The organism is Bradyrhizobium sp. (assembly GCF_049691595.1).
GTDB lineage: Bacteria > Pseudomonadota > Alphaproteobacteria > Rhizobiales > Xanthobacteraceae > Bradyrhizobium.
Map to the genome: position 1 here is coordinate 1 of NZ_JBAVNZ010000079.1, position 25,791 is coordinate 25,791.

The 25,791-nt window shown below is 63.6% G+C and carries 22 protein-coding genes and 1 tRNA gene; 18 read left to right on the forward strand and 5 right to left on the reverse strand.

Annotated features, from left to right (window positions below):
- Position 1: 1 nt before the first annotated feature.
- Positions 2–76 (reverse strand) — tRNA-Asn (locus WCE35_RS03835).
- 264 nt (positions 77–340) lie between these two features.
- On the opposite strand from WCE35_RS03835, the gene WCE35_RS03840 reads away from it, so the two are divergent.
- The 9 genes from WCE35_RS03840 (at position 341) to WCE35_RS03880 (ending at position 12,092) form a co-directional block, all read left to right on the forward strand.
- Positions 341–520 carry a hypothetical protein gene (locus WCE35_RS03840; protein WP_424592042.1) on the forward strand — a complete coding sequence of 60 codons (180 nt, stop codon included), beginning with the start codon at positions 341–343 and terminating at the stop codon, positions 518–520.
- 124 nt (positions 521–644) lie between these two features.
- The gene (locus tag WCE35_RS03845) at positions 645–1,310 is read left to right on the forward strand and encodes a protein-L-isoaspartate O-methyltransferase family protein (protein ID WP_424592015.1); all 666 of its coding nucleotides are present in this window, start codon (positions 645–647) and stop codon (positions 1,308–1,310) included.
- A gap of 300 nt (positions 1,311–1,610) precedes the next feature.
- Entirely contained in the window at positions 1,611–3,017 is a 1,407-nt protein-coding gene (locus WCE35_RS03850; protein WP_424592016.1) for a TolC family outer membrane protein, read from the forward strand.
- Positions 3,018–3,365: 348 nt separating this feature from the next.
- Positions 3,366–4,103: a PopZ family protein gene (locus WCE35_RS03855; protein ID WP_424592017.1), complete on the forward strand. Its 738-nt coding sequence runs from the start codon at positions 3,366–3,368 to the stop codon at positions 4,101–4,103.
- 145 nt (positions 4,104–4,248) lie between these two features.
- On the forward strand, positions 4,249–7,137 hold the full coding sequence (locus WCE35_RS03860) for a valine--tRNA ligase (protein WP_424592018.1): 2,889 nt from the start codon (positions 4,249–4,251) through the stop codon (positions 7,135–7,137).
- A 354-nt stretch (positions 7,138–7,491) separates the two neighbouring features.
- Positions 7,492–7,884 (forward strand): hypothetical protein, encoded by a 393-nt coding sequence (locus WCE35_RS03865; RefSeq protein WP_424592019.1) that lies wholly within the window; start codon positions 7,492–7,494, stop codon positions 7,882–7,884.
- Between the two features lie 945 nt (positions 7,885–8,829).
- Positions 8,830–9,816, forward strand: coding sequence for a hydroxymethylbilane synthase (gene hemC, locus WCE35_RS03870; protein WP_424592020.1), 987 nt, complete (start codon positions 8,830–8,832; stop codon positions 9,814–9,816).
- A gap of 68 nt (positions 9,817–9,884) precedes the next feature.
- Positions 9,885–11,033 (forward strand): epoxide hydrolase family protein, encoded by a 1,149-nt coding sequence (locus WCE35_RS03875; protein WP_424592021.1) that lies wholly within the window; start codon positions 9,885–9,887, stop codon positions 11,031–11,033.
- 54 nt (positions 11,034–11,087) lie between these two features.
- On the forward strand, positions 11,088–12,092 hold the full coding sequence (locus WCE35_RS03880) for a glutathione S-transferase N-terminal domain-containing protein (protein ID WP_424592022.1): 1,005 nt from the start codon (positions 11,088–11,090) through the stop codon (positions 12,090–12,092).
- Positions 12,093–12,128: 36 nt separating this feature from the next.
- Here the strand turns inward: WCE35_RS03880 and WCE35_RS03885 are convergent, their stop codons facing one another.
- Genes WCE35_RS03885 through WCE35_RS03900 form a run of 4 tightly spaced genes read right to left on the reverse strand, consistent with a single transcriptional unit; the run spans position 12,129 to position 16,839 of the window.
- Entirely contained in the window at positions 12,129–12,758 is a 630-nt protein-coding gene (locus WCE35_RS03885; protein ID WP_424592023.1) for a 2-hydroxychromene-2-carboxylate isomerase, read from the reverse strand.
- A gap of 9 nt (positions 12,759–12,767) precedes the next feature.
- A complete protein-coding gene (locus WCE35_RS03890; RefSeq protein ID WP_424592024.1) occupies positions 12,768–14,678 on the reverse strand; it encodes a flavin-containing monooxygenase in 1,911 nt (636 codons plus the stop codon).
- Positions 14,675–15,346, reverse strand: a complete 672-nt coding sequence (locus tag WCE35_RS03895; RefSeq protein WP_424592025.1) for a TetR/AcrR family transcriptional regulator — start codon at positions 15,344–15,346, stop codon at positions 14,675–14,677. The genes WCE35_RS03890 and WCE35_RS03895 overlap by 4 nt, the downstream gene beginning before the upstream one ends.
- Positions 15,343–16,839 (reverse strand): AMP-binding protein, encoded by a 1,497-nt coding sequence (locus WCE35_RS03900; protein ID WP_424592026.1) that lies wholly within the window; start codon positions 16,837–16,839, stop codon positions 15,343–15,345. Before WCE35_RS03900 ends, WCE35_RS03895 begins: the two co-directional genes overlap by 4 nt.
- A 171-nt stretch (positions 16,840–17,010) precedes the next feature.
- Between WCE35_RS03900 and WCE35_RS03905 the strand changes: the two genes are divergently transcribed.
- The 9 genes from WCE35_RS03905 (at position 17,011) to WCE35_RS03945 (ending at position 25,785) form a co-directional block, all read left to right on the forward strand.
- Positions 17,011–18,270, forward strand: coding sequence for an ABC transporter substrate-binding protein (locus WCE35_RS03905; RefSeq protein WP_424592027.1), 1,260 nt, complete (start codon positions 17,011–17,013; stop codon positions 18,268–18,270).
- A gap of 99 nt (positions 18,271–18,369) precedes the next feature.
- A complete protein-coding gene (locus tag WCE35_RS03910; protein ID WP_424592028.1) occupies positions 18,370–19,272 on the forward strand; it encodes a branched-chain amino acid ABC transporter permease in 903 nt (300 codons plus the stop codon).
- On the forward strand, positions 19,269–20,306 hold the full coding sequence (locus WCE35_RS03915) for a branched-chain amino acid ABC transporter permease (RefSeq protein WP_424592029.1): 1,038 nt from the start codon (positions 19,269–19,271) through the stop codon (positions 20,304–20,306). Before WCE35_RS03910 ends, WCE35_RS03915 begins: the two co-directional genes overlap by 4 nt.
- Positions 20,303–21,061: an ABC transporter ATP-binding protein gene (locus WCE35_RS03920; RefSeq protein ID WP_424592030.1), complete on the forward strand. Its 759-nt coding sequence runs from the start codon at positions 20,303–20,305 to the stop codon at positions 21,059–21,061. The genes WCE35_RS03915 and WCE35_RS03920 overlap by 4 nt, the downstream gene beginning before the upstream one ends.
- Entirely contained in the window at positions 21,058–21,774 is a 717-nt protein-coding gene (locus WCE35_RS03925) for an ABC transporter ATP-binding protein (RefSeq protein ID WP_424592031.1), read from the forward strand. The genes WCE35_RS03920 and WCE35_RS03925 overlap by 4 nt, the downstream gene beginning before the upstream one ends.
- Before the next feature lie 27 nt (positions 21,775–21,801).
- Positions 21,802–23,028 (forward strand): CaiB/BaiF CoA transferase family protein, encoded by a 1,227-nt coding sequence (locus WCE35_RS03930; RefSeq protein ID WP_424592032.1) that lies wholly within the window; start codon positions 21,802–21,804, stop codon positions 23,026–23,028.
- The gene (locus tag WCE35_RS03935; protein WP_424592041.1) at positions 23,028–23,483 is read left to right on the forward strand and encodes a MaoC family dehydratase; all 456 of its coding nucleotides are present in this window, start codon (positions 23,028–23,030) and stop codon (positions 23,481–23,483) included. The genes WCE35_RS03930 and WCE35_RS03935 overlap by 1 nt, the downstream gene beginning before the upstream one ends.
- 4 nt (positions 23,484–23,487) lie before the next feature.
- The gene (locus WCE35_RS03940; RefSeq protein WP_424592033.1) at positions 23,488–24,351 is read left to right on the forward strand and encodes an HpcH/HpaI aldolase/citrate lyase family protein; all 864 of its coding nucleotides are present in this window, start codon (positions 23,488–23,490) and stop codon (positions 24,349–24,351) included.
- A gap of 201 nt (positions 24,352–24,552) precedes the next feature.
- Entirely contained in the window at positions 24,553–25,785 is a 1,233-nt protein-coding gene (locus WCE35_RS03945; protein WP_424592034.1) for an acetyl-CoA C-acetyltransferase, read from the forward strand.
- Positions 25,786–25,791: the final 6 nt, after the last annotated feature.

Here is a 25,791-nt window from a genome sequence, read left to right on the forward strand (position 1 = left end):
CTGGCTCCCCGGGCTGGATTCGAACCAGCGACCATTCGATTAACAGTCGAATGCTCTACCGCTGAGCTACCGAGGAACAGGCGAAGCTGACGTTCGCGCGGGCAGCGTATAACAAAGCCTTCCCGGCTTGCAAAGGACCAAATGGCCGGCCCCGGCGCGCCGTGCGGAACCGGTGGAAAGCCGCGGCGCTGCAAAGGTTTGCCGCCACTGCAACCCCGGCGAAACCATTTCGGCCGCGGCCGCCACAACACCGTAACCGCTGCCTGCGCCATCGGCTGACCGCCAAATCGACTCATTTGCCGCCAGGGCTTAGGCTGCCGCGTTCAACGGAGGTGATTCGATGCAGGACATGCTGACGGAGCGCGTGCGGCCGGTGCGCCCCATCGTGCCGGGCGACAGTCGCGCCTTGAGCGATGACGAATGCCTGGTGCGGCTGGCGCGGGCCGTCGCCGAACCGGATTCCGCGCATCTGGAAGAGGTGGTGCGGCTGATTGGCCGGCTTGCCGTCACGATCGAATAGGCGAAAGTTCGGCGCCCGCGCCGCGATCGCATCGCCGGGTTGCGTTTTGCCGGAGCTTATTCCAAAAGTGACCCGGTTCCAGCTCCTCCGGCGGTAACGCCGCTCGACTTGCAGGGTTTCGCCAATGTCCGGTTTTTCGACCGCGCGCCAGAAAATGGTCGATGGTCAGGTGCGTCCGAGCGACGTCACCGATATCAGGATCCTCGACGCCATGCTGGCGGTGCCGCGCGAGGCCTTTGTGCCGGAAAGCAAACGCGCCCTGGCCTATCTCGACCTCGATCTGGATGTCGGCGAGGGCGGATCGGCAGCAAGCTTCCTGATCAAGCCCGCGGTGCTGGCGAAGATGCTGCAGGCGGCCGATATCAAGGCGACCGACCGCGTGCTGGTGGTGGGCGCAGCGAGCGGATACGCGGCGGCCGTGATCGCGAAATTTGCCGGGCAGGTGACCGCGACGGAAAGCGATCCGGCGCTGGCGGCGAAGGCGACGGCGGCGCTCGGCCGGCTCGGCTGTGGAAATGTCACGGTCCGGGCGGCTGCGGCCGCGGAGGGCGATCCGGCCGGCGCCCCGTTTGACGTCATCGTCCTCAATGGCGCGACCGAGATCGTGCCGGAGCGGCTCTGTGGACAACTCCGGGACGGCGGCCGGCTGGTCGGCGTTTTCGCCATGGCGAGGCCGCCGCGAGCCACCATCGTGACGCGCTCGCGTGGCGATTTCGGGCACCGGGCGCTTTTCGACGCCACCGCACCGTTGTTACCCGGCCTGGAACGGCTTCCCGCCTTTGTTTTCTAACGCGTTTTCGGCCAAAGCCTGCCCCCGGACTTGACCCGCGGGTGAATAGCGGTCGGCATCAAAAAACGCGCCAATTGGAGCCGGGGTACGATTCGTTCGGGGTTCCGGCAGCCGTAAAATACCGTTCGGAATCAGAAGTGTGGCTCGTTTGCCCCACGTGAAGAGTTTCCGCTATGTTTGACTGTGGGGTGGTTCCGCCGAACCTGCCCGGGGAATAAGGTGAGGCCGGACTCGCTTGGACTGAAGTGACGCCCGGCGCATCGTCATGAGCCGGCGAACGAAATGAACGGATTGCCAGGGATGCGTGGGGTGAAGGGCGTTACCGGAGCTGCGGCTGCGGTCCTCCTGTTGGCTTATATGGGCCCGATGCCTGCGCTGGCCGATACGATCGAGGCCGCGCTGGTGCGCGCCTATCAGAACAATCCCCAGCTCAATGCCCAGCGCGCCCAGGTGCGCGTCACCGACGAGAACGTGCCGCAGGCGTTGTCGGGCTATCGTCCGAGGGTCAATGTCACCGCCAGCGCCGGTTACCAATATACCGACACCAACTCGACCGCGGGCGGCGGCCGCACCAATATCTCGCGGACCGAAATTCACGGCACCAACCCGCCGCGCAGCGTCGGCGCCACCGTTGCGCAGACGCTTTTCAACGGCCAGCAAACCGCCAACAGGACCCGCGCGGCGGAGAGCCAGGTGTCGGGCGCGCGCGAAGGCCTGCGGGTTCTCGAACAGACGGTGCTGCTGCAGGCGGCCACGATCTACATGGACTATCTGCGCGACTCCGCGATCGTCGAGGTTCAACGCAGCAACGTCCGGGTGCTCGAGCAGACGCTGAAACAGACCCGCGATCGATTCAATGTGGGTGAAGTTACGCGCACCGACGTCGCGCAATCGGAGGCGCAACTCGCGGCCGGCCGGACCCAGCAACTGACCGCCGAATCCAACCTGACGACGACGCGTTCGAACTTTCGCCGCATCATCGGTAACGAGCCTGAAGCATTGGCCCCGGGCTCGCCGGTCGATCGCTTTTTGCCGGCAACGCTGCCCAGCGCCGTCGATCTTGGCCTGGTCGAAAATCCGAACGTGACGGCCTCGATGTTCGGCATCGATGTCAGCTATCTCCAGGTCAAGGTGGCCGAAGGGGCGCTGTTGCCCACCGTGACCTTGCAAGCCTCGGTGCAGCAGTCCTACGAAACGACGTTGACGCTGTTCCGGTCGTTTGGCGCCTCGGCGACCGCGCAGCTCACGGTCCCGGTCTACCAGGGCGGGGCCGAATACTCGCTGATCCGGCAATCGAAGGAGACGCTGGCGCAGCAGCGCCTCGCGCTCGAGCAGGTGCGCGATCAGACCCGTGCCAACGTCGTCACGGCATGGGGGCAATTGGTGGCGAGCAAGGCGCAGGTGGCGTCGGCGCAGGCCCAGGTGGCGGCGTCCGAAATCGCGCTCAACGGCGTGCGCGAGGAAGCCAAGGCGGGACAACGCACCACGCTCGACGTGCTGAACGCGCAGCAGGCGCTGGTCAACGCCCGCGTCGCCCTTGTCACCGCACAGCATGATCGCGTGGTCGCATCCTACGCGGTGTTGAACGCGGTCGGGCGGCTGTCGCCGCAAGTGCTCAATCTTCCGACCACGGTCTACGATCCCAGCGTGCACTACCAGCAGGTGCGCGACAGCTGGGCCGGCGTCCGCACGCCCGACGGCCGCTAGCCGCGGCGATTGTCATCGCGGCGGTGTCAAGAAAACGCGCCAGGACGAAGGATGCAGCCTCGGTTCTGATTTGGTCGGAGCCGGATGGGCCCGCGGCGCGTTTGCTTGCAATCAATTGCAGCCATGACGTACCTTCCCGAGAGGTGGCAGACCGATTCGCGAGGCTTTTTTACGACCATTGCCCGCGCCTTGGCCTGCCGCGAGGGGGAGGCGGAACCCGCCCGGTGCATCGGGCGGGTTGATCTGGGGACAAGTCAGGCTGTCGCGATGAAAATCCCGGCCAACACATCCGGATCCGGCAAGTCCTGCGTTGCCTGGTGTTAAGACGTATTCGATGTGGAGCCGGAGATGACGCAGCCTGCAAAGGTCCAAGAGCCCTCGATGGAGGAGATTCTGGCGTCGATCCGTCGCATCATCGCCGATGACGACGCAAAACCGGCCAATCCGCCGGTAGCTGCCAAGCCGGAGAAAGCTGCGCCGGCAGCCAGGGCGCCGGTCATGAAAGACATTCCGCCATCGGCCATTCCCGCGGCCCAGGCGAAGGCGGCCGCTGCGCCCAAGCCGGCGCCAAAGCCCGCGCCGGCGCCGCCGCCTGCGGCCGCAAGCAACAACCAGGACGATATCGATGCCATGCTGGCGAGCCTCGACGCGGCGACGCCCGAGGCCGACATCAGGCCGCCCCAGCCCGATGGCGAGGTGTTCGAACTCACCGACGACATGGCGGTGCCGGATCCGCCGCCAGCGGCGGTTTCTTCGTCGTTCCACAAGATCGAGCCGCAGGACGATCTCGAATTCACCGAAACCGGCGCCGCCAAGGCGCTGAACCGGCAGCCGGCCTACGAGCCGCCGCCGTTTGAAAGCGCCGCCCCGCCGCCGCAGATATTGTCGCGCACGACCGTGTCGGCGGTCGAATCCGCCTTTAATTCGCTCGCCAATACCGTCCTGAGCAACAACGCGCGGACGCTGGAAGATCTGGTCAAGGAAATGCTGCGCCCGTTGCTGAAATCCTGGCTGGACGACAATCTGCCGGGAATGGTGGAGCGCATCGTCAAGGCCGAAATCGAGCGGGTTTCGCGCGGACGCTAGCTCGCCGCGCAGAGTGCGACGGGCCGGCGTTCGGCCCTCGTTCGGCCACCCCATCGGCCATAATCAGCTTTTGATGGGCAGATCGTGTTGACTTGGCGCGCTACGGCGGCTTTCTAGCCTGCTCAACATCCCCGATTGCCGTGCCATGATCGAGAAAAACTACCAGCCCGCCGATATCGAAAGCCGCATGTCCCGTCTCTGGGAGGAGAGCGGCGCGTTCCAGGCCGGACGGCCCGAGCGGCAGGGCGCAAAACCCTTCACCATCGTGATCCCGCCGCCGAACGTGACCGGCTCGCTGCATATGGGCCACGCGCTGAACAACACCCTGCAGGACATTCTGTGCCGCTTCGAGCGGATGCGTGGCCGCGACGTGCTGTGGCAGCCCGGCACCGATCACGCGGGGATCGCGACCCAGATGGTGGTCGAGCGGCAGTTGATGGAGCGGCAGCAGCCGGGCCGCCGCGACCTCGGCCGCGCCAAATTTCTCGAACGGGTCTGGCAGTGGAAGGCCGAGAGCGGCGGCGTCATCGTCAACCAGTTGAAGCGGCTGGGAGCGTCCTGCGACTGGTCGCGCGAGCGTTTTACGATGGATGAAGGCCTGTCGCGCGCGGTCGTGAAGGTGTTCGTCGAGCTGCACCGCGAGGGGCTGATCTACAAGGACAAGCGGCTGGTCAACTGGGACCCGAAATTGCTGACTGCGATTTCCGATCTCGAGGTGCAGCAGGTCGAGATCAAGGGCAGCCTGTGGTATCTGCGCTATCCGATCGAGGGCAAGATCTTCAATCCCGACGATCCCATGACCTTCATCGTGGTCGCGACCACGCGCCCCGAAACCATGCTCGGCGACACCGCGGTCGCGGTGCATCCGGACGATGAACGCTACGCGCATCTGGTCGGCAGGCATGTGATCCTGCCGCTGGTCGGGCGCAAGATTCCGATCGTCGCCGACGATTATTCCGATCCCGAGAAAGGTTCGGGCGCGGTCAAGGTCACGCCGGCGCATGACTTCAACGACTTCGAAATCGGCAAGCGGCACGGCCTGCCGCAGATCAGCGTGCTTAACCCGGAGGCCGGCCTCGCCCTTGTCGACAACGAGGATTTTTTGCGCGGACTGCCGGAAGGTGCGGCGCAGTTGGCCGAGGAACTTCACAACATCGACCGCTTTGTCGCGCGCAAAAAAATCGTCGCACGGCTGGATGAGTTCGGCTTCCTGGAGCGGATCGAGCCGAACACGCACATGGTGCCGCATGGCGACCGCTCCGGCGCGGTGATCGAGCCCTATCTGACCGACCAGTGGTATGTCGACGCGAAAACGCTGGCGCGGCCGGCGATCGCGGCAGTGCGCTCGGGCGCGACCTCGTTCGTGCCGAAGAATTGGGAAAAGACCTATTTCGAGTGGATGGAAAACATCCAGCCCTGGTGCATCTCGCGCCAGCTCTGGTGGGGCCACCAGATTCCCGCCTGGTATGGGCCCGACGGCAAGGTGTTCGTCGCCGAGACCGAGGAAGAAGCCGTCGGCAACGCGCTCGGCTACTACGTCGAGCAGGAGGTCATCACGCCGGAGCAGGGGCACGACATGGCGCTCGACCCGGCCAGGCGTGAAGGCTTCATCACCCGCGACGAAGACGTGCTCGACACCTGGTTCTCTTCCGCGCTGTGGCCGTTCTCGACGCTCGGCTGGCCCGACGCGACGCCGGAGCTGAAGCGCTACTACCCGACCGACGTGCTCGTCACCGGCTGGGACATCATTTTCTTCTGGATCGCGCGGATGATGATGATGGGCCTGCATTTCATGAAAGAGGCGCCGTTCTCGACGGTTTACATCCACCGGCTGGTTCGCGACGAGAAGGGCGCGAAGATGTCGAAGTCGAAAGGCAACGTCATCGATCCCCTCGGCGTCATCGACGACTATGGCGCCGACGCGCTGCGCTTTGCGCTGGCGCGTGGGGCCGCGCACAGCCACGACATCAAGCTTTCCCCGCAACTCGTCGAAACCAACCGCAATTTCGCAACCAAGCTGTGGAATGCCTGCCGTTTTGCCGAGATGAACGGTTGCGCGCTGCCGGCGGATTTCGATGCGTCGAAAGCGAAGCAGACGCTGAACCGCTGGATCGCGCATGAGACTTCGCGCGCCACCCGCGAGGTTACCGAGGCGATCGAGGCCTATCGGTTCAACGACGCCGCAAACGCGATCTATCGCTTCGTCTGGAATGTCTATTGCGACTGGTATCTCGAACTCGCCAAGCCGGTCCTGCTGGGCGAGGACGGCGCGGCGAAGGCCGAGACCCGCGCCATGGTGGCGTGGGCGCGTGACGAAATTTTGAAACTGCTGCACCCGTTCATGCCCTTCATCACCGAGGAGCTTTGGGCGGTGACGGCCACGAATTCCGGCGTCGCCTCTTCCTCTCCGTCCCCCATTGCGGGGGAGGGCGGGGAGGGGGGTAAGCGGCAAGCGCCGGCGCCCATGGTACGTCCCGCTCCATCCAAGGGGGGAGCGGGCCGACCGTTGCTGGTGCTGACGGAGTGGCCCACACACAAAGGCCTTGATGATGACGCCGCCGAAGCCGAGATCGGCTGGGTGGTCGATCTCGTCACCGCGATCCGCTCGGTGCGCGCGGAAATGAACATTCCGCCGGCGACCCTGACGCCGCTGATGCTCGCAGGCGCGTCCGCGCAGACCAGAGGAAGAGCGCAGCGCTGGAACGACGTCGTCAAGCGAATGGCGCGACTGGCCGATATTTCCTTCGCCGACCGCGCGCCGGAAGATGCGGTGCAGTTGCTGGTGCGCGGCGAGGTCGCGGCGTTGCCACTAAAGGGTGTCATCGATCTTTCCGCTGAGCGGGCACGGCTCGAGAAAGAAGCCGCCAAGGCCGACGCCGACATCAAGCGCGTCGATGCCAAACTCGGAAACGAAAAATTCGTCGCCAACGCGCCGGAAGAGATCGTCGAGGAAGAAAAGGAAAAGCGCGAGGCGGCGGTGGCGCGAAAGGCAAAGATCGTTGAGGCGATGGAGCGGCTGAAGCAGGCGTCGTAGAGCATGATCCGGAAAAGTGGGAACCGGTTTTCCGAAAAGATCATGCTCAAAAAATATAGCGGCATCAACCGATGCCGGGGAACCTGTTTTATGGCGATCGACATCGTCGAAGCACCAACTTCCTTTGGTCTACCTGAGGATTCTCGGCAACTCTCGTTCGGATTCATCCGCCGGCATCCGGGTTGTCGTTGACGATCATGGGTCGGTCTGATTGAGTTTTAGGCCGGAGCGGATATTGCTCCGCAGGCGATCTTTCGCACGGTCGTCGATGGGTGCGCGGGTAGTGGACCGCTTTAGTTTGGTACCAGGGCGGTGAGCCGCGGTTCCCTGGGCGATAGCGTTAGGGAGCACACCATGACATGGCGTATCTGCATTGTGGCCGCGCTTTCGGCTGCATTTCTTGGAGGATGTGCGAGCAGCGGCAATGAGCGCATCGCCGACGCTTCGCAGCAAAGCGTGTCCGGGCAATTGGTCAAGGGAAGAACCACGCAGGTGCAGGTGCGCGAACTTTATGGCGACCCCATCAAGAGTTCCTTCACCGACAGTGGCAATGAATCATGGGAATATGAATTCTCCAGACTGCGCTCGAAGCCCACCAACTTTGTTCCCTATGTGAATCTGATTTACAGCGGCGCCGAAGGCGACAAGAAATCGCTGGTGATTTTTTTCGACAGGCACAAGGTCGTTCAGCAATACACCATCAGCTCGTCGAAGGTCGATGTCAGCCAGGGCCTGATCACGCGATAGGAACTGCCGACGGCCATCGCTCGCCGCAAGCCGAAAGCGGCCAGGAGAATCGGCATCGCCCGAATTTGCGGAGCGCGTCCATGTCTGACGAGCCAAACCTGCCTGGCATACTGATCAACTGGTTTCCGATGCTCTTGCTGATCGTCGTGTGGCTGTTCGTGAGTTGGAGAATGGGGGCATTGAAGCCAGCGTAGGGCGGTCGAAAGGGCCGCTTCGCGATGATAAATTGGCCTGACGGGCAAATCAGATTTTCCTGTCCAGCCCTTTTCGAGAAAATATTCCACTTTGCTCGTCGGGCAAATCATCTCTACAAGCTCGCGCCATCCTGTCCCGAGAAGAGGGGCGTCGGCCATCGTCACGAACGTTGGGGCGGGTTGCGGTGGACGCGGCAGCGTCGGGCGTGAAGCGAAATCGCAGGGCGGATTTCCCGTGAGCGATCATCCTTCATGCAGACGACCGGCGATGCAGCGTACGGCAAAACCGTGTGGTCCTGGCACCCGTTGCTGGTGTCAAGTCGGCGGAGGTTTTTTCGGCCCAACCGGGCGCGGCAAAACCATTCAATTCGCCGGCGACGGTGACAAGACGAATTCGTCGCCGAGAAGAGCGCGGCATAAACCGTAAAACCATTGCGCAGGGGAGGCCGGAGGCCCCGGCTGATACCTGTATGCTCGTGTGCGCATTCTTATGCACATCCTGCACACGAGACCGCGGGTGCCAGCCAGCACCCGGCCTTCCCTGCGCCCTCTGTTTTCGAGGGAGCGAAGAACTCTTGCAAAACCTCGGGCGCGTCGCGCCGCGAGACCCGAATGCATGCCGGATAGTCGCATTCCCGCCTTCAGCATCGCGCCGCCTGCCAGCCGGCGGTTTGCATTCCGGCATCCGCTGGTCTTAATCTGCGCCGTGGAAATCGCCGCGTCCGTCGCGCGGCTGTCGGGTGGAGCTCAAATGGTGGCAGTTTCGATGCGGATCGGCACACGGAAGAGCACCATGGCGCTTGCCCAGACCGAGGAGATCGCGCGGCGGCTGAGGGCGGCGGCACTGGAGCTTGAAGTTGAGATCGTCAAATTCGAAACGGTGGGCGATACCGATCAGACCAGCAAATTACTGAAGCATGGCGGCAAGGGCGGGGCCTTCGTCGCCGAAATTCGTGCCGCCGTGCGGTCCGGCGCGCTGCATGCCGCGATGCATTCGCTCAAGGACATGCCGGGCAATGAGGACACGCCGGGGCTCGTGATCGGCGCGACGCTGGCGCGGGATACGCCGACCGATGCGCTGGTGCTGCGCACCGGGGTTTCGATCGAGGATATCAGGCGCTCGCGCGGCAAGGGGTTCAAGGTCGGCACCAACGCGGTACGCCGTGCCGCCTATGCGCGGCGGCTGTTTCCGGAGATCGAGGTCATTCATTTTCGCGGCGCAGCCGACACGCGGGTTCGCAAGCTCGATAACCGCGAGATGCAGCGGCTGCCCGGCGGCGGCGAGGTCGGTCCGGCCGATGCGCTGATCATGGCGCGCTCCGGGCTGGAGCGCGTCGGGCTCGCCAACCGGATCGCTTATGATTTTTCGCCGCGGGAAATGTTGCCGGCGGTGGGGCAGGGCATTGTCGCGGTCGAATGCGCGGCCGGCGACTGGCAGACAAGGCGCTATCTTTCCCTGATCGATGATCCCATGGCGCATCTCGGCTGCGACGCCGAGCGCGAGGTGTTGTGGGTGCTCAATGGCCACTGCAACTCGCCGATCGCGGGATATTCGACCATCGACGGCGGACAGATGACGCTGACGGCATCGGTGCTGGACGAAGCCGGCGGTCAGGTCATCGAAGCCTCGCGCAGCGGTCCGGCCGATCGCCCGCGCGAGCTTGGCCGCGCCGTCGGCCTGGAATTGCTGGCCAAGGGCGCGGCCGAGATCATCGCCCGCACCCGGCCCGAACCATGAAGGCATGATATGGCCACCACATTTCCATTCTCAGCCTTCGTCGAGCCAAGCACCGGAGAGACCTTTGCATGAGTGCTGCGATCAATCCCTTCCGGATTTCGGTCGGCGACGATGTGCTCGACGATCTCAGGTCGCGATTGCGCAGGACCCGCTGGCCGGAAGCCGAACTGGTCGAGGACTGGAGCCAGGGCGCGCCGCTGAAATGGATCCAGGACGTCTGCCGGTATTGGGCGGAAGAGTACGACTGGCGCGACCGCGAAGCGCGCCTCAACCGTTTTGCGCAGTTCACGACGGAGATCGACGGGCTCGGCATCCACTTCCTGCACGTCCGCTCGCCGCATCCGAGCGCGATGCCGCTGATCATCACGCATGGCTGGCCGGGTTCGGTGGTCGAGTTCCACAAGGTGATCGAGCCGCTCACCGATCCGACCGCGCATGGCGGCGACGCCGCCGATGCGTTCGACGTGGTATGCCCGTCATTGCCCGGCTTTGGCTTCTCGGCGAAACCGACCACCACCGGCTGGGGCGTCGATCGCATCGCCACCGCCTGGGCGGTGTTGATGGAGCGCCTGGGTTATGGCCGCTACGGCGCGCAGGGCGGCGATTGGGGCTCGGCGATCACGACCGCGCTCGGCGCGCAGGACCCGACGCATTGCGCCGGCATTCACATCACGCTCGCGATGTCGGCGCGGCCCAACGTGGAAGGGCAGCCAACGCCTGAGGAAGCGAGGGCATTGCAGGGCATCCAATATTATGCCGACTGGGATTCCGGCTATTCCAGGCAGCAATCGACCCGGCCGCAAACCCTCGGTTATGGCTTGACCGACTCGCCGAGCGGGCAGGCGGCGTGGATTCTGGAAAAATTCTGGGCCTGGACCGACTGCGACGGCCATCCCGAGAACATCCTCGGCCGCGACGAACTGCTCGACAACGTCATGATGTATTGGGTGACCGCGACCGCCGCCTCGTCGGCCCGGCTTTATTGGGAAAGCTTTGGGCCGAAGAAGCGGACAGCCCACAAGGTCACGGTCCCGACCGGCGTCGCGGTTTTTCCCAAGGAAATCGTCACCCCGGTGCGGCGCTGGATGGAAGCGAGCTACAGCAATATCCGGCATTGGAACGAAATGCCGAAGGGTGGCCACTTCGCCGCTTTCGAGCAGCCGGAGCTGTTTGTCCGGGAGGTGCGGGAGTTCTTCAGGACGCTGCGCTGGCACTGACAAAGCCGTCACGAGGTTGCAGTATTCCCGGTGCGGACGATAGAGTGAAATGCCATGACCGAAGGTCGCTATCGGCTGATCGGATCGACCGCGTCGCCCTACGCGATCAAGCTGCGTGCGCTATTGCGCTATCGGAGAATCCCCTTCGACTGGGTCATCATGACCAGGGCGCTGCGCAAGGCGACCGGGCATTTGCGTCCGAACCTGATTCCGGTGCTGCAATATCCCGACGGCAGCTTTCGCGGCGAGACCACGACGCTGGCCTATGATCTGGAATCGCGGCATCAGGGTCGCTCGGTCATTCCCGATGACAAGGCCGTCGCGTTCGTCTGCGATCTCCTGGAGGACCTCGCCGACGAATGGGCGGTCAAGCCGCTGTTTCTGTATCGCTGGTGGGATCCGGAAGACCAGGCCTATGTCTCGCGCTGGGCCGGCGAGGAATGGTCGGTATCGGAGGCTCCGACCGGCAGCGCGGAGGAAATCGAGCAATTCCGCCAGCGGCAGATTTCCCGCATGGCCATTCTCGGCGCGACCGCCGAGAACAAGCCGCTGCTGGAGGAAAGCTATTTGCGGATACTGGCAGCGTTCGAGCCGCATGTCGGCATGACCCGATATCTGTTCGGCAGCCGGCCGTCGCTGGCGGATTTCGCCTGGTTCGGCCAGCTCAGCGAAATGGCGACGGATCCGACGCCGATGCGGATCATGCGGGAGAAGGCGCCGTTCACCGATCACTGGGTCCGGCGGCTGGATGATGCCTCCGGGGTCGAAGGCGCGTGGTATCCGCGCGAGCAGGCGCTGGAAGCAATGACCGAGGCGTTGCTCAGGATTGCGGGGGAACTCTATCTGCCGTTCCTGGTCGCCAATGCAAAGGCCTTTGCAGACGGCCTCGACCGGCTGGAGATCAATGTCCGGGGGCTGCCTTACGCGCTGGCGCCGTTCAAATATCAGGTCAAATGTCTGCAACAACTGCGCGACAAGTTTGCCGCATTGGATGCAGAGCACCGCGCCGCGCTCAAGCCCGTGCTCGAGCGCACCGGCTGCCGGGAACATCTAAACTAGCGGCCTTGCGCTCGGAAATCCTTGCGTCGCGCGGCGTCATTTCCTGTACCGGCTTCCGAGCGCCGCCGCGATTGTCCCGGGATTCTGGATGCGTTCGATCAACAAGTCGATGCGATCGCCGCCCCAGAAAAGCTCGCCATTGAGCACCATGGTGGGCACGCCAAACACGCCGAGCGTCTCCGCTTCATCGATGATGCGGTCGTGCTCGGAGCGCGCAGGTCCGCGGACATAGGCCTCGAAATCCTTTGCCGAGCCGCCGATCGAGGCGATCACGCCTGAAATCTCCGACAGTTCGTCGATTTCGAGGTCGTGGCTCCAGAACCGGCGGAACACCGTGTCATGATACGGCCGGAACAGGCCGTGACGCTGCGCGAACAGCATGCCGGCACTGGAATAGAAGGCATCGTAGATCCGCCGCGGGCCCTTGATGGTGAGCCCCTGCGCATTGGCGTAGCGCCGCGCGTCCATATAGAGGTAGCGCACCTTGCGCCAGAAATGCGGCGTGCGCTCCTCCACCGTGCCCATGAACTCGGGAATGCGCAGCGTATAGGGCAGCCATTCCAGCTCGACGCCGTGTTCTTGCTCGAGCTCGAACAGCCGCCGGTTGGCGACATATGCGTAGGGACTCTTGTAGTCGGTGTAGATGCGCACGCGCGGCTTTTCCATCGCGGGTCCTCACGCCCTGGTTTGGCGATACTGGCTCAAGTCCGGATCGTGCGTCATCTTCCAGTAATCCACGAACCGCCATGGCATCGCCGAGAAAACCCGCCCCTGCTTGTTGCGATAATACGTCGTCATGCCCGGATGGGTCCAGATCAACTGCGCATGCTCCGCGTCCACTTTCCGGATGTACTCGTCATGCGCATCCTGTCGCACGTCGATCGCGGCAATCCCCTGCTCGATCATTTCGACCAGGCAGACGCTGATGTAGCGGCTCTGGCATTCGGACTGAAAAATCACGCTGCCGCCATGCGCGGGTCCTGTATTGGGCCCGAGCATCAGGAACAGGTTGGGAAAGTCCGGCACGGCGATGCCGAGATAGGCGGTCGGATTGTCATTGGCCCAGGCCTGCTTCAGGTTCTTGCCGTCACGCCCGCTGATATTGAGCCGCGCCGCCATCTCCGAGACCTTGAAGCCGGTCGAAATCACGATGATGTCGGCCGGTCGCAATTTACCGTCTGCCGTGACGATGCCATCCTCCGCGAAACGATCGATGTTGTCGGTGACCAGTTCGACATTCGGCTTCCTGAGGGTCTTGAACCAGTTGTTGTCGAGCAGGATGCGCTTGCCATAAGGCGGGTAGGTCGGAACGCATTTCTCGATCAGGTCGGGGCGGTCCTTCAGTTCGGACAGGATGAAGTCCGTCAGCTCCTGGCGATGCCGGTCGTTGCCCTTGTTGACCGCGCGATCGGGATGCGGCCAGTTCGGATCCTTGCGCAGCAACGGCAGCAGGCCGTCGCCATAGCGCCAGAACATGTTGAAGCGATACCACTGCACGTAAAACGGCAGATGCGCGAGCAGCCATCGCGCGCCTTCGGTGATGGGATCGGAAAGGCCCGCGACCGGCCGCGCCCATTGCGCGGTCCGCTGATAGACGGTGAGCGATGCAACCCGGTCGGCGATCGAGGGCACGAGCTGCATGGCGGTCGCGCCGGTACCGATCACGGCGACGCGCTTGCCGTCGAGCTTGATGTCGTCGGACCATCGTGCCGAGTGCAGCGTCAAGCCGTCAAAATCTTCCTCCCCCTTGAAATGGGCGGGCGAGGGATCGTTGAGCTGGCCGATCGCGCTGACGAGCGTGGTCGACTCAAACGTCTCCTCGCCGTTTTTCGTCTTCAAAGTCGAGATCCAGCGCCGCCTGCCGTCGTCCCAGCGCGATGCCGTGAGTTCCGTATTCAGCCGGATGTGGCTGCGGATGTCGTATTCGAGCGCGACCTTCCTGAGGTAATCCAGCAGTTCCTGGCGCTGGGCGAAGTAGCGCGTCCACGGATTTCGCGCGCCGAACGAGAACGAGTAGGAATGGTTCGGCGTATCGACGCCGCAGCCGGGGTAGCGGTTGACGTACCAGGTGCCGCCAAGCTCGTCGTTCTTCTCGACGATCGTGTAGGGGATGCCGAGCCGGCCGAGCGCGACGCCGAGCGCGATGGCGCAGACGCCGGCGCCGACGATGAGGACTTGCTGTTGCGCCAGTACTTCATTCGACGGACGCCTGGTCCACCGCGCGTCGCGTGGAACAAAACCCATTTCCTCGCGCATCAGTGGCGCATATTCCGGCGCCACGTTCTCGCCGAGCGTCGCGCTCATCATCCTCAGCATCAGTTCGTTGCCGGGGTCGGCGACGACAGGTTCGGGTTCGCCGTTCTCAAACAGCTTCAGAACCGCGGCGCGGACTTCATCCTGAACTTCCCCGGGTACGCCCGCATCGGGATCGGGGATCAGGCGTACGTCGCGCTTCGGCCTGTAGGGCGGCTCCAGCCAGCGCGCGTCGCCGGTCATATGGACCAGCACCATCAGCAGCACGCGGATATCGCCCTCGGCGATGGCCGATGCCAGATCGAGCTTCTTGCGCGGCATCTCGATGTTCATGGTCGTGTCCTGTTACGCATGCCGTTTCCCCCGTCGGGCAAGTTGAACAGCCCGCGCGTCACCAGCTTCCGATAGGCCGAAATGACATGGTCAGGCACGGCGGTGACCGTGCCGCCGGCGTAAGAGTAGCGCCGGCTCAGATAGCCGCGCGCGCCCATGAAAATGTGGACGATCGCCTCGAATTCCTCGTCGCTGAAGTCGTCGATCGCGCCGGCCTGTCGCGCCCGCCTGAGAATGCGCACATAGGCGGTCGAGATGTTGTCGAGATGCTTCTGGTAGCCGATCGGTGCGAAGAATTCGGCTTCATTGAGGATGCGCAGGAATTCCGGCACTTCGCCGATAAAGTCGAAGAACGCGCCGAACCGTTCGATTTCCTGCCGCGCTGCATCCGCCGTGCCGGTGCGCGCGCGAATGAACCTCACCATGTCGATGCCGATCTTCGGCAGCAATTGATCGAGCAACTGCTGGCGATTGTCGAAATGATTATAGAACGTGCCCTGCGCGACGCCGGCCTCTTCGGTGATGCGGGCGACGGAGGCTTCGGCATAACCATATTTGCCGACGATCCTGGTCGCGGCGTCGAATATTCTGCGCTTGGTCCAGGCATTGCGCTCGACGCGGTTGAGTTTTGTCACTTTGCCGGATCCGGCTTCGGATGCGTGCGTCACCTGTGAACCTCCAGTTCGGCGCGCAGCACGCGCTTGAGCACTTTTCCGGACGGATTTCGCGGCAGGCTGTCGCGGATGATCAATTGCTTCGGCACCTTGAAGCTGGCGAGGCGCGCGCGGCAATGGTCGGCCAGCGCATGCAATTCGAGCGCGGCGCCATCCGCCAGCACCACGATGGCCACCGGCCTCTCGCCCCAGCGTTGGTCCGGCATGCCGATGACGGCGACTTCGCGTACCTCGGGCAATTCGTAGATGACGCGTTCGACTTCGGAAGAGGCGATGTTCTCGCCGCCGGAGATGATCATGTCCTTCTTGCGGTCAGTGAGATAGAGGAAGCCATCCTGATCGAGATAGCCGACATCGCCGCTGCGGAACCAGTCGCCAAAGAACGCGGCGGCGGTTTTCTCCGGATCGTTCCAGTAGCCTTGCGTGACCTTCGGCCCACGCAGGCAAATTTCGCCATTCTGGCCGGCCGCCAGGCGGTTACCCTGGTCGTCGCGGATTTCGATCCCGACATGGGCGACGGCGCGGCCGGTCGAGCCGATCTTCTCCAACTCGCGGCCGGCTTCCATGAAGGTGTCGCCGCCGCAGGTTTCCGTCAGTCCGTAGGCGTCGATATAGCGGGCATTCCTGAAATACCCGGAAAAGGCGCGGATGCGCACCTCCGGCGTTCTTTCCCCGCCACCGATCGCCCAGCGCAAACTTGAGACGTCATGGCGGTCGCGGGTGGGACAGGTAAGGATCGCCGTGGTCATCACGGGTGCGAACCACGCGGCGTTCAGTCTTTCCGCCTCGATCGAGGCCAGCGCCTGTTCGGGCTCGAAATTGCGATGAACGGCCAGCATGCCGCCATGCCAGAGCACCGCGATTCCCGGCAGATCGAGCGCACCGACGTGATAGAGCGGGCCAACCACCAGCAATCGCGTGTCGGCGTTCAATCCCAGCACCAGCGTCTGATCGGCCGATTTCCAGTAGATGTTCTCATAGGTCAGCATCACGCCCTTGGGCCGATCCGTGGTGCCGGACGTGTACATCAGCCGCATCAGGTCGCGCGGTCGGCGCGGGTGCATCGGCGCTGGCGCGATATCGGGCGCCAGCCGTGTGGCGGTGGATTGCGCGGCCTGATCGAGCAGGACGACCGGCACGCTTGCTGGCGCAATCGCGGCGAACTCTTCATCGGCGATCAGAATGCGGGCGCAGGAATTTCCGACGATGTAGCCGACCTCATCGGCAGAGAGGCGGTAGTTGATCGGCAAAAACACCGCGCCGATATGGCTGGTCGCGAAAACAAGTTCGAGAAACGCCGCGCTGTTCTTCATCAGCACTGCGACGACATCGCCTGCGCTGATGCCCCGCGAGGCCAGCCATCCGCCGACGATGCGGATACGCCCGTCGAGGCTCGCGTAGGAAATATCTTCGGCGCGGTATTTCAGCGCACAGCGGTCCGGGGTGCGCCGGGCGTGAAAGCCGATGGAGCTCGATAGATTGATCATTGGCTGCTCAAAGCGCCGGTTCCCGGCGTCGTTTCCACCCTGGATGAATTATGACTCGTAATTCATGTTTGGCTTGACGTCACCCCCTTTGCTCTGAAATCCTGATGCCATGGAGACGGGTACGATCTCCGCCAGGGAATTTGGGAACGCAGACCCGACAGGGAGGAGAACATGAAGAAAACCCGCAAACCGGGCATCAGCCGCCGCTCGACCTTGGCGCTGATGGGCGCCGGCGCCGCAACTTTCGCTGCCCCATGGGTGGCGCGCGCACAGGCCAAGACCATCAAGATCGGCATGCCGACCATCCTGTCGGGCCGCGTGGCGCAGCTCGGCACGTCGTCGCGCAACGGGGTGATGCTGGAAGTGGAGAAGGTCAACGCCGCGGGCGGCCTCGCCGGCCGGCAGATCGAAATGGTGATCCGCGACTCCAAAGGGCAGCCACAGGAAGCCGCCCGCGTCGCGCGCGAACTCGTCAACACTGACGGCTGCGAATTTCTGATCGATGCCGAGGCATCCTCGGGAGCGTTCGCCGTGCACGAAGTCGCGCGCGATCTCGGCGTGTTGTGCATCCACACCAATTCGGAAACCTCGGCCCTGACGGCCGATCCCAAACAGCACGTTCCCAACGTGTTTCGTACCGCGCGCCAGGGCGTGCATGATTCGATCGTTGGCGGCAGCTACGCCGCGGCGATCGCCAAGGCAAAGGACCTGAAGAAATGGGCGACCTGTTCGCCCGATTATGCCTATGGCCGCGACACCACCGGTGAGTTCACGTTTTACCTGAAGCGCTTTGCGCCCGATATCGAGATCATCAGCGACTCCTGGCCGAAACTGTTCCAGCCCGACTATACCGAGGTGGTGACAAAAATCCTGCAGGCCAAGCCGCAGGCGCTGTATTCCTGCCTGTGGGGTGGCGATCTCACCTCCTACATCGATCAGGCCAACATCTATGCGATGTTCAGCCAGATGGAGGTGTTCGCCGTCAACATGGCCGACTATACCGCGCTGACGGTGGTGAAGAACCTGCCGAAGGGTATTCACTCAGGCAACCGCTACATCAAGACATTCCCCGCGACGCCGGAAAACGCGGCCTGGGGCGATGCCTACAAGGCGAAATACAACGAATATCCGACCAACTGGTCGTGGGAGAATGCGACCGCGGTGATGCTGCTCGCCGAAGCTTCCAGGAAAGCCAATTCCGCCGACGGCAAGAAGATAGCGGACGCGATGCGGGGCCTGACCATCAAGTCGCCGTTCGGCGCCGATGGTACCGTGACGATGCGGGCCGACGACCAGACCCTGATCGGCTATGCGATCGGCTGGGGTACCACGATCCCGCAGGAGCCCTATGTGCCGGAGGTCAAGGCCGGCGACTGGAAGACCATTCTCGAGCTCGAAGCCGAGTGGAAGAAGGGCAAGGGCTACACCTGACAAGTCAGCGAAGGCAGAGGCGGCGTGAGCTGCCTCTGTTCACCGCCGAACGTTTTTTTGCGCGCCGATCATCCCGGCTCGCCGCAACGGATATGTTCCTTGGACCTCGATGCGCTCACCGGCTGTCTCGCCAGTTCCGCCTGCCTGGTGACGCAAACCACCAGCGGCTTCATCATCGGCATGCTGCTGTTCCTCGTGGCGGTCGGGCTGACGCTGATCTTCGGTGTGCTCAAGGTGGTGAATTTCAGCCACGGCGCCTTCTACATGTTCGGCGCCTATTTTGCGATGACGACCTATCAGCTCACGGGCAGTTTTGCGCTGGCGATGCTGAGCGGGGCCGCCGGCACGGCGCTGCTCGGCCTGGTCTTCGAACGCGTGTTCATGAGCCGCGTCTACGGCGCCGACGTCTTGATGCAGCTTCTGGTCTGTTATGCCTTCGTGCTGATCTTCGACGACGTCGTGCGCATGGTATGGGGGCCGGAATTCAGGTCGATGGGCCTGCCGGCGGCGTTCCAGGTGGCGCCGCTGTTCATCGCCGGCGGCGTGGTGCCGCCATACTATCTTCTCCTGATCGGCGTGGCGCTCGCGGCCGCCGTGATCCTCGGGCTCGGCCTCGCCCGCACCCGGATCGGCAAGGTGATCCGCGCGGCCGCGCATAATCCGGGCATGGTGTCGGCGCTCGGCATCAACACCGGCCTGATCTATGGTGGCGTGTTCGCGCTCGGCGGCATGCTGGCCGGCCTTGCCGGCGCGCTCGCCGCCCCCGTGCGCTCGCTGACCCCGGGCATGGGATTCTCGGTCCTGATCGAATCCTTCATCGTCACCGTGATCGGCGGCATGGGCTCGATCCTGGGCGCCTTGATCGGCGCGTTGCTGATTGGCCTGATACGCTCGTTCGGGTCGCTCGGCTTCCCGCTGTTCACGGAAGGCCTGATGTATCTGTTCATGGTGATCGTGCTGGTCTCCCGGCCGACCGGCCTGTTCGGCAAGGAAGTCGCATGACCGAGCTGCAGGCCGAACGCCCCAGCGATACCCTGAGCATTCCGGCTACCGAGGCAAGATCGCAGCGCGGGCGTTATCTCGACGTGCTGATAGCCATGGCGGCGTTTGGCGTGCTTGCGAGCCTGCCGTTGTTGTTCGCCAGCAAGGCGCTGCTCGATTTCGTGATCCGTTGTTCGGCGTTCGGCCTGTTCGCCACCTCGCTCAACCTGCTGGTTGGTTACACCGGCCTGATCTCGTTCGGACACGGCATGTTCTTCGGCCTCGGCGCTTACGGCTACGGCCTGATCATGCAGCGCACCGGCGTGCCGATTCCGGTCGCATTCGTCGCCACGCTCGGCATCACCGCGGTGGTGGCGACCGTCATCGGCGCGATCTGCGTGCGGCTGAAGGAGATCTATTTCGCCTTCGTCACGCTGGCGTTCCAGATGCTGATCCACTCGACCATCCTGTCATGGGCATCGCTGACCGGCGGCGACCAGGGCCTGCGCGGCGGCATCCCGCGCCCCGCATTTTTCGGCATCGATCTGTCGAACCATGTGCATCTCTACATCGCGAGTTGCGCGCTGCTGATGATCGGGCTCGTGCTGATGCGCCAGATCGCGCAATCGCCGTTCGGCTATACGCTGCGCATGATCCGCGACAACGCGACGCGCGCGAGCTTCATCGGCATCGACGTCTGGCGCGCCAAACTGACGATCTTCGTGCTGGCGGCGCTGTTCGCTTCCACCGGCGGCATCATCATGGCGCTGTTCGTGTCGGGCGCCTATCCCGAATTCGCCTACTGGACGATTTCAGGCGAGGGCATCTTCATCAACATGCTCGGCGGCGTCACCACATTCCTCGGCCCGATGGTCGGCACCGTGCTGTTGTTGATCCTCAACGACACCGTCACGCGCCTGACCGAATATTACGGCATCGTGCTCGGTATCGTGATCCTGTTCTTCGCCATCGGCCTGCGAAAGGGGCTGATGGATTTCGTGGTCGAGTGGTACGGGCAACGCCGCGACGGTGCGAAGGAGCGCGGCCAGCCATGATGGAGATCCGCGGGCTTTCGAAATCGTTCGGCGGCGTCAGGGCGACCGACAATGTCACGCTCGATTTTCCGGACGGTTCGCTCACGGCGGTGATCGGTCCGAACGGCGCGGGCAAGAGCACGTTCTTCAACCTGATCACGGGAGCGCTGCGGCCGGACTCCGGGCAGATACTGCTCAATGGCGTCGATTTGGCCGGGCGTTCGCCGGCCGAGATCGTTCGTCACGGCATCGGGCGGGCGTTCCAGGTCGCGAGCATTTTTCCCACGCTCACGGTGCAGGAAACCATGCTGGCTGCCGTCGGCGCCGATCAACGTCGTGCCAGCGTTCTGCACCGGCGCTTTCCGCTGGCCGAAACCCGCGATCGCGCCGAGCACGCGATGGAACTCCTTGGTCTCGCCGGCAAGCGCCACCGCACCGCGGCGACGCTGTCACATGGCGACCAGAAGCTGCTCGATATCGCGCTGGCGCTGGTGCTCGACCCCAGGGTGCTGCTGCTGGACGAGCCGACTGCCGGGATGGGCACCGAAGAGCGCTGGCGCATGATCGACAAGGTCAGGGAGCTCTGGGAGAAGCAGAAAATTACGGTTGTGTTCATCGAGCACGACATGGATATCGTGTTCAAGATCGCGCCTGAAATCGTCGTGCTGTGCTACGGCCGCATTCTCGCGACCGGCACGCCCGATGCGATCCGGCGGAACGAAGCCGTGATCGAAGCCTATCTCGGCACCGAACATCACGCCGAGGCTGCGAGATGAGCGCACCGGCCGTCGTGCAGGTCGAGGATCTCGATGTCTATTATGGCACCAGCCAGATCCTGTTCGGCGTCGGCCTGTCGGTGCACCAGGGCGAGACCATGGCGCTGCTCGGCCGCAACGGCGCCGGCAAATCGACCACGATGAAGGCGATCATGGGTCTGGCGCCGGCCCGGCGCGGCAAGGTCATTCTGCGTGGAAAGGTCGTGTCCGGGATGAAGCCGCATCATATCGCCCGCGCCGGCCTCGGCTTTGTTCCGGAAGACCGCCAGATTTTCCCCGAGCATACCGTGGAGGACAATCTCGTCATCGGCCAGAAAAAAGGTCCCGATGGCGAAGACGAATGGTCGATCGCGCGGGTCTATGACGTGTTTCCGCTGTTGGAGCCGCTGCGTGACCGGATTGCGGGAAGGCTTTCCGGCGGCGAGCAGCAGATGCTGGCGATTGCGCGGACCTTGATGGGTAATCCGGCGCTGCTGCTGCTGGACGAGCCAAGCGAGGGGCTGGCGCCGATCATCGTGCAGCGGATCGGCGAATTGCTGCGGCAGTTGCGCGGCAGTGGCGCCACCGTGCTGATTGCCGAGCAGAACATGCATTTTTGCCTTGGCCTTGCGAGCCATGCGGCCGTCATCGACAAGGGCCAGATCGTTCATACCTCCGGCATCGACGAGCTGAAAGCCAACGACGACATTCGCCAGCGCTATCTCGCACTTTAGCTTTCGACGGCGGGTCGGGGAGAATAGATGGCAATCGGACGCAAACTGTCCCCGACGCACGACGCACCCTATCGCGGTTTGCGCGTGCTCGACTTCGGGCAGGGCATCGCATCGCCCTATTGCGCGATGCTGCTTGCCGTTTATGGGGCCGATGTCATCAAGGTCGAGCCGCCCGAGGGCGACTGGTCGCGCTATCTCGGAACGACCTATGGGAGCCACACCACGCTGTCGGCGGTCTATAATCGCGGCAAGCGCAGCCTGTGCCTCGACATGAAGCACAAGGATGGAATCGCAATCGCGCAGAGGCTGGCGAAAGATTGCGACGTCCTGATCGAGGGTTTTCGGCCGGGCGTGGCCGCCCGGCTCGGGATCGGTTACGCGGATTTGGCCCGCGACAATCCCGGCCTGATCTATCTCTCGGTCAGCGGCTTCGGGCAGAGCGGTCCTTATGCAAGACGCCCGGGCTCGGATTCCGTCGCGCAGGCCTTTTCGGGTCTGGTGTCGATCAATCTCGGCAACGACAAAACCCCGCACCGGGTCGGCACCACGATCTCCGACGTCGTCACCGGCGTCTACGCGTTCCAGGCCATCGCGACCACGCTGTTTGCGCGTGCGAACGTCGGCACCGGCCGCTGGATCGACGTCAATCTCTCGCAGTCGACCGCGGCGTTGCTCGGCCACAAGGTCGCCGAGCATGTCCTGGAAGGCGGCGCCCCGCGCGCCCTCAATGTTCCCGCCGGCTCCTATCAAACCAGCGATGGCTGGATGATGGTCACGCTGGTCAACGAGGCCCAATACAAACGCCTCTGCGCCGCCATCGACCGGGATGATCTCGCGCGCGATCCGCGCTTCGCCGATTTCGCAGGACGGGCGGACGCAGCCGATGCGCTGATCCCGCGGATGCGCGAGGTGTTCCTGACGCGGCCGACGGACGCCTGGTTGACGCGACTGCATGCAGCCGACGTTATCGCGGAGCGCATCCTCAATCCCGGGGAATGGCTGCGCAACGTTCATGTCGAAGCGACCCGGGCGGCGGTTTGCCAGAACACGCCCGGAGTCGGTCCGGTCTACACGCCGCGCACGCCCGGCATCGCGAGCCTTTCCGAGGACCATTTGCGGCCCGCGCCGGATATCGGGCAGGACAGCCATGAAGTTCTCATCGAAGCCGGTCTCGAGCGCAACGCGATCGGCGAGTTGATCGAGGCGGGCGCCGTGCGTCAGGCCAGGCCCAATGGCGTTCGAAAGGGTGCATGATGGCAGGGCTGTATTTCGAGGAGTTCGAGGTCGGTCAGGAATTTCACCACGAATTCAGCCGGACCGTCACCGAAATGGACAACACGCTGTTCAGCCTGCTGACCATGAATCCGCAACCGCTGCATATCGACGCCCATTTTTCCGAAAAGACCGAATACGGCCAGCGGCTGTTCAACAGCCTCTATACGCTTGGCATCATGATCGGCATGAGCGTCTATGATACGACTCTTGGGACGACGGTCGGCAATTTGGGGATGACCGACGTCAAGTTTCCAAAGCCGGTGTTTCACGGCGATACGCTGAAGGCGCATACCATGATCATATCCAAGCGCGCCAGCAAATCGCGGCCGACCCAGGGCCTGGTCGAGTTCGAGCATACCATGACCAATCAGCGCGGCGAGGTGGTGGCAAGCTGCCGCCGGACCGGGCTGATGCATTGCAAACCGAAGGCGTGAGGCGATGCGTTCGTTTTTGTTCGTTCCCGGCGACAGCGTCAGAAAGTTCGAAAGCGCCAAGAAGACGGCGGCGGATGCCCTGATCCTCGATCTCGAGGACTCGATCGCGCCGGATCAGAAGGTCGCCGCGCGGAGCGTCACCCGCGCCATGCTCGATGCGCGCAATCCGGGGCAAAAAATCTACATTCGCGTCAATGCGCTCGACACCGGCATGACACTGGGAGACCTGGCGGCCGTCATTCCGGGCCGGCCCGACGGCATCGTGCTGCCGAAATGTGCCGGCGCGACCGACGTCAATCGGCTGTCTCTCTATCTGGACGCGTTCGAGGCGGCCTCGAATATCGCGCATGGAAGCACCCGGATCGTGACCGTCGCGACCGAGACCGCGCGCGGGGTACTGAAATTGCTCGACATCGAGAACATGAGCCCGCGCCTGTGGGGCATGATGTGGGGTGCGGAAGATCTCGCGGCATCGCTCGGCTCCTCGCGCAATCGTACCGCGGGGCGGTATCACGGGCCTTTCTTGCTGGCGCGCGACCTCTGCCTGATCGGCGCCGCCGCGGCCGGAGTGGTGGCGATCGACACGATCGCGACCGACATCGACGATCTCGATGCGCTGAGGGAAGAGGCGGTGGCTGCGCGCCAGGACGGCTTTCTGGCAAAGGCGGTGATCCATCCCAAGCACGTCGATGTCGTCAACGCCGCGTTCATGCCGAGCGACGAAGAAATCGTCTGGTCGGAGAAAGTCGTCAAGGCGTTCGACGACAATCCGACCTCGGGCGTGGTGAAGATCGACGGCAAGATGATCGACAAGCCGCATCTGCGCGCAGCCGAAAGGATCCTTGCGCTTCGCGGGCGTCAGGGTTGAAGGCGGAAGGGCCGGAGCGGAAAGATTCGGTGCCTCCATCAAGAGCGGGTATTCGCGGCTCGGGTGAAATCGTCGAAGCGACCGGCGCCACGGTCGTTGGAGTAGCACCTGGAGGCGCCCGGTCCTGCAATACAGGGACGAATTGACTTCGTGCCATGTTTGGCCGCAAATGCGTCCAATCACGATCCCGAGGGCAACAGCATGGTTGAAGCGCTGATCATCGATGCATGCAGGACGCCGCGAGGCATCGGCAAGGCCGGCAAGGGCGCGCTTTCCGGCATTCATCCGCAGCAGTTGGGCGCGACCGTTTTGCGGGCGCTGGCCGAGCGCACCGGCATCGATACCGCCGATGTCGACGATATCATCTGGGGCACCAGTTCCCAGCGCGGCCCGCAGAGCGGCGACCTCGGCCGGATGTCGGCGCTGGATGCCGGCTACGACGTCCGCGCCAGCGGCGTCACGCTCGATCGTTTCTGCGGATCCGGCATCACCAGCGTCAACATGGCGGCCAACGCCATCATGTCGGGCTCGGAGGATCTGGTGATCGCCGGCGGCACCGAAATGATGTCGATGGAGGGCCGCCACGGCGAAGGGCCGTTCATGATGGACGCCGGCAATCTTCGCCTGCGCGCCCGGCACCCGCAATCGCATCAGGGCGTCTGCGCCGACGCGGTCGCCACCCTCGAAGGCATCGGGCGGCAGGACGTCGATGACCTCGGGCTGGAGAGCCAGAAGCGGGCCGCCGCGGCGATCGAGGGGGGTTATTTCGACAACAGCCTCGTGCCGGTTCACCGCGAGGACGGCAGTCTTGCGCTCGATCGCGAGGAATACCCGCGGCCTCAAACCACCCGCGAAGCGCTGGCCGGACTGAAGCCTGCCTTCACGGCAGTGGCGGATTATCCGCTCGACGACAAGGGCACCACCTACCGCAATCTGATTCTGGAAAAATATCCCGGCCTCGACATCAACTTCGTGCACCACGCCGGCAATTCGTCAGGCGTGGTCGACGGCGCCGCCGCCGTCCTGCTGGCGTCGCCGGGCTACGCCAGGGCGCATGGCCTGAAGCCGCGCGCGCGGGTCGTCGCGATGGCAAACATGGGGGACTCGCCGACCCTGATGCTGAATGCGCCGGTGCCGGCGGCGCTAAAGGTGCTGGCCAAAGCGGGGCTGACGCTCGTCGATATCGATCTGTTCGAGATCAACGAGGCCTTCGCGGTGGTCGCCGAAAAATTCATCCGGGACCTCAAGCTCGATCGCGACAAGGTCAACGTCAATGGCGGTTCGATCGCGCTCGGCCACCCCATCGGCGCGACCGGCTCGATCCTGATTGGCACCATCCTCGATGAACTGGAGCGGCGCGATCTCAAGCGCGGCCTGGTGACGATGTGCGCCGCCGGCGGCATGGCGCCGGCCATCATCATCGAGCGGGTTTAGGGCGAG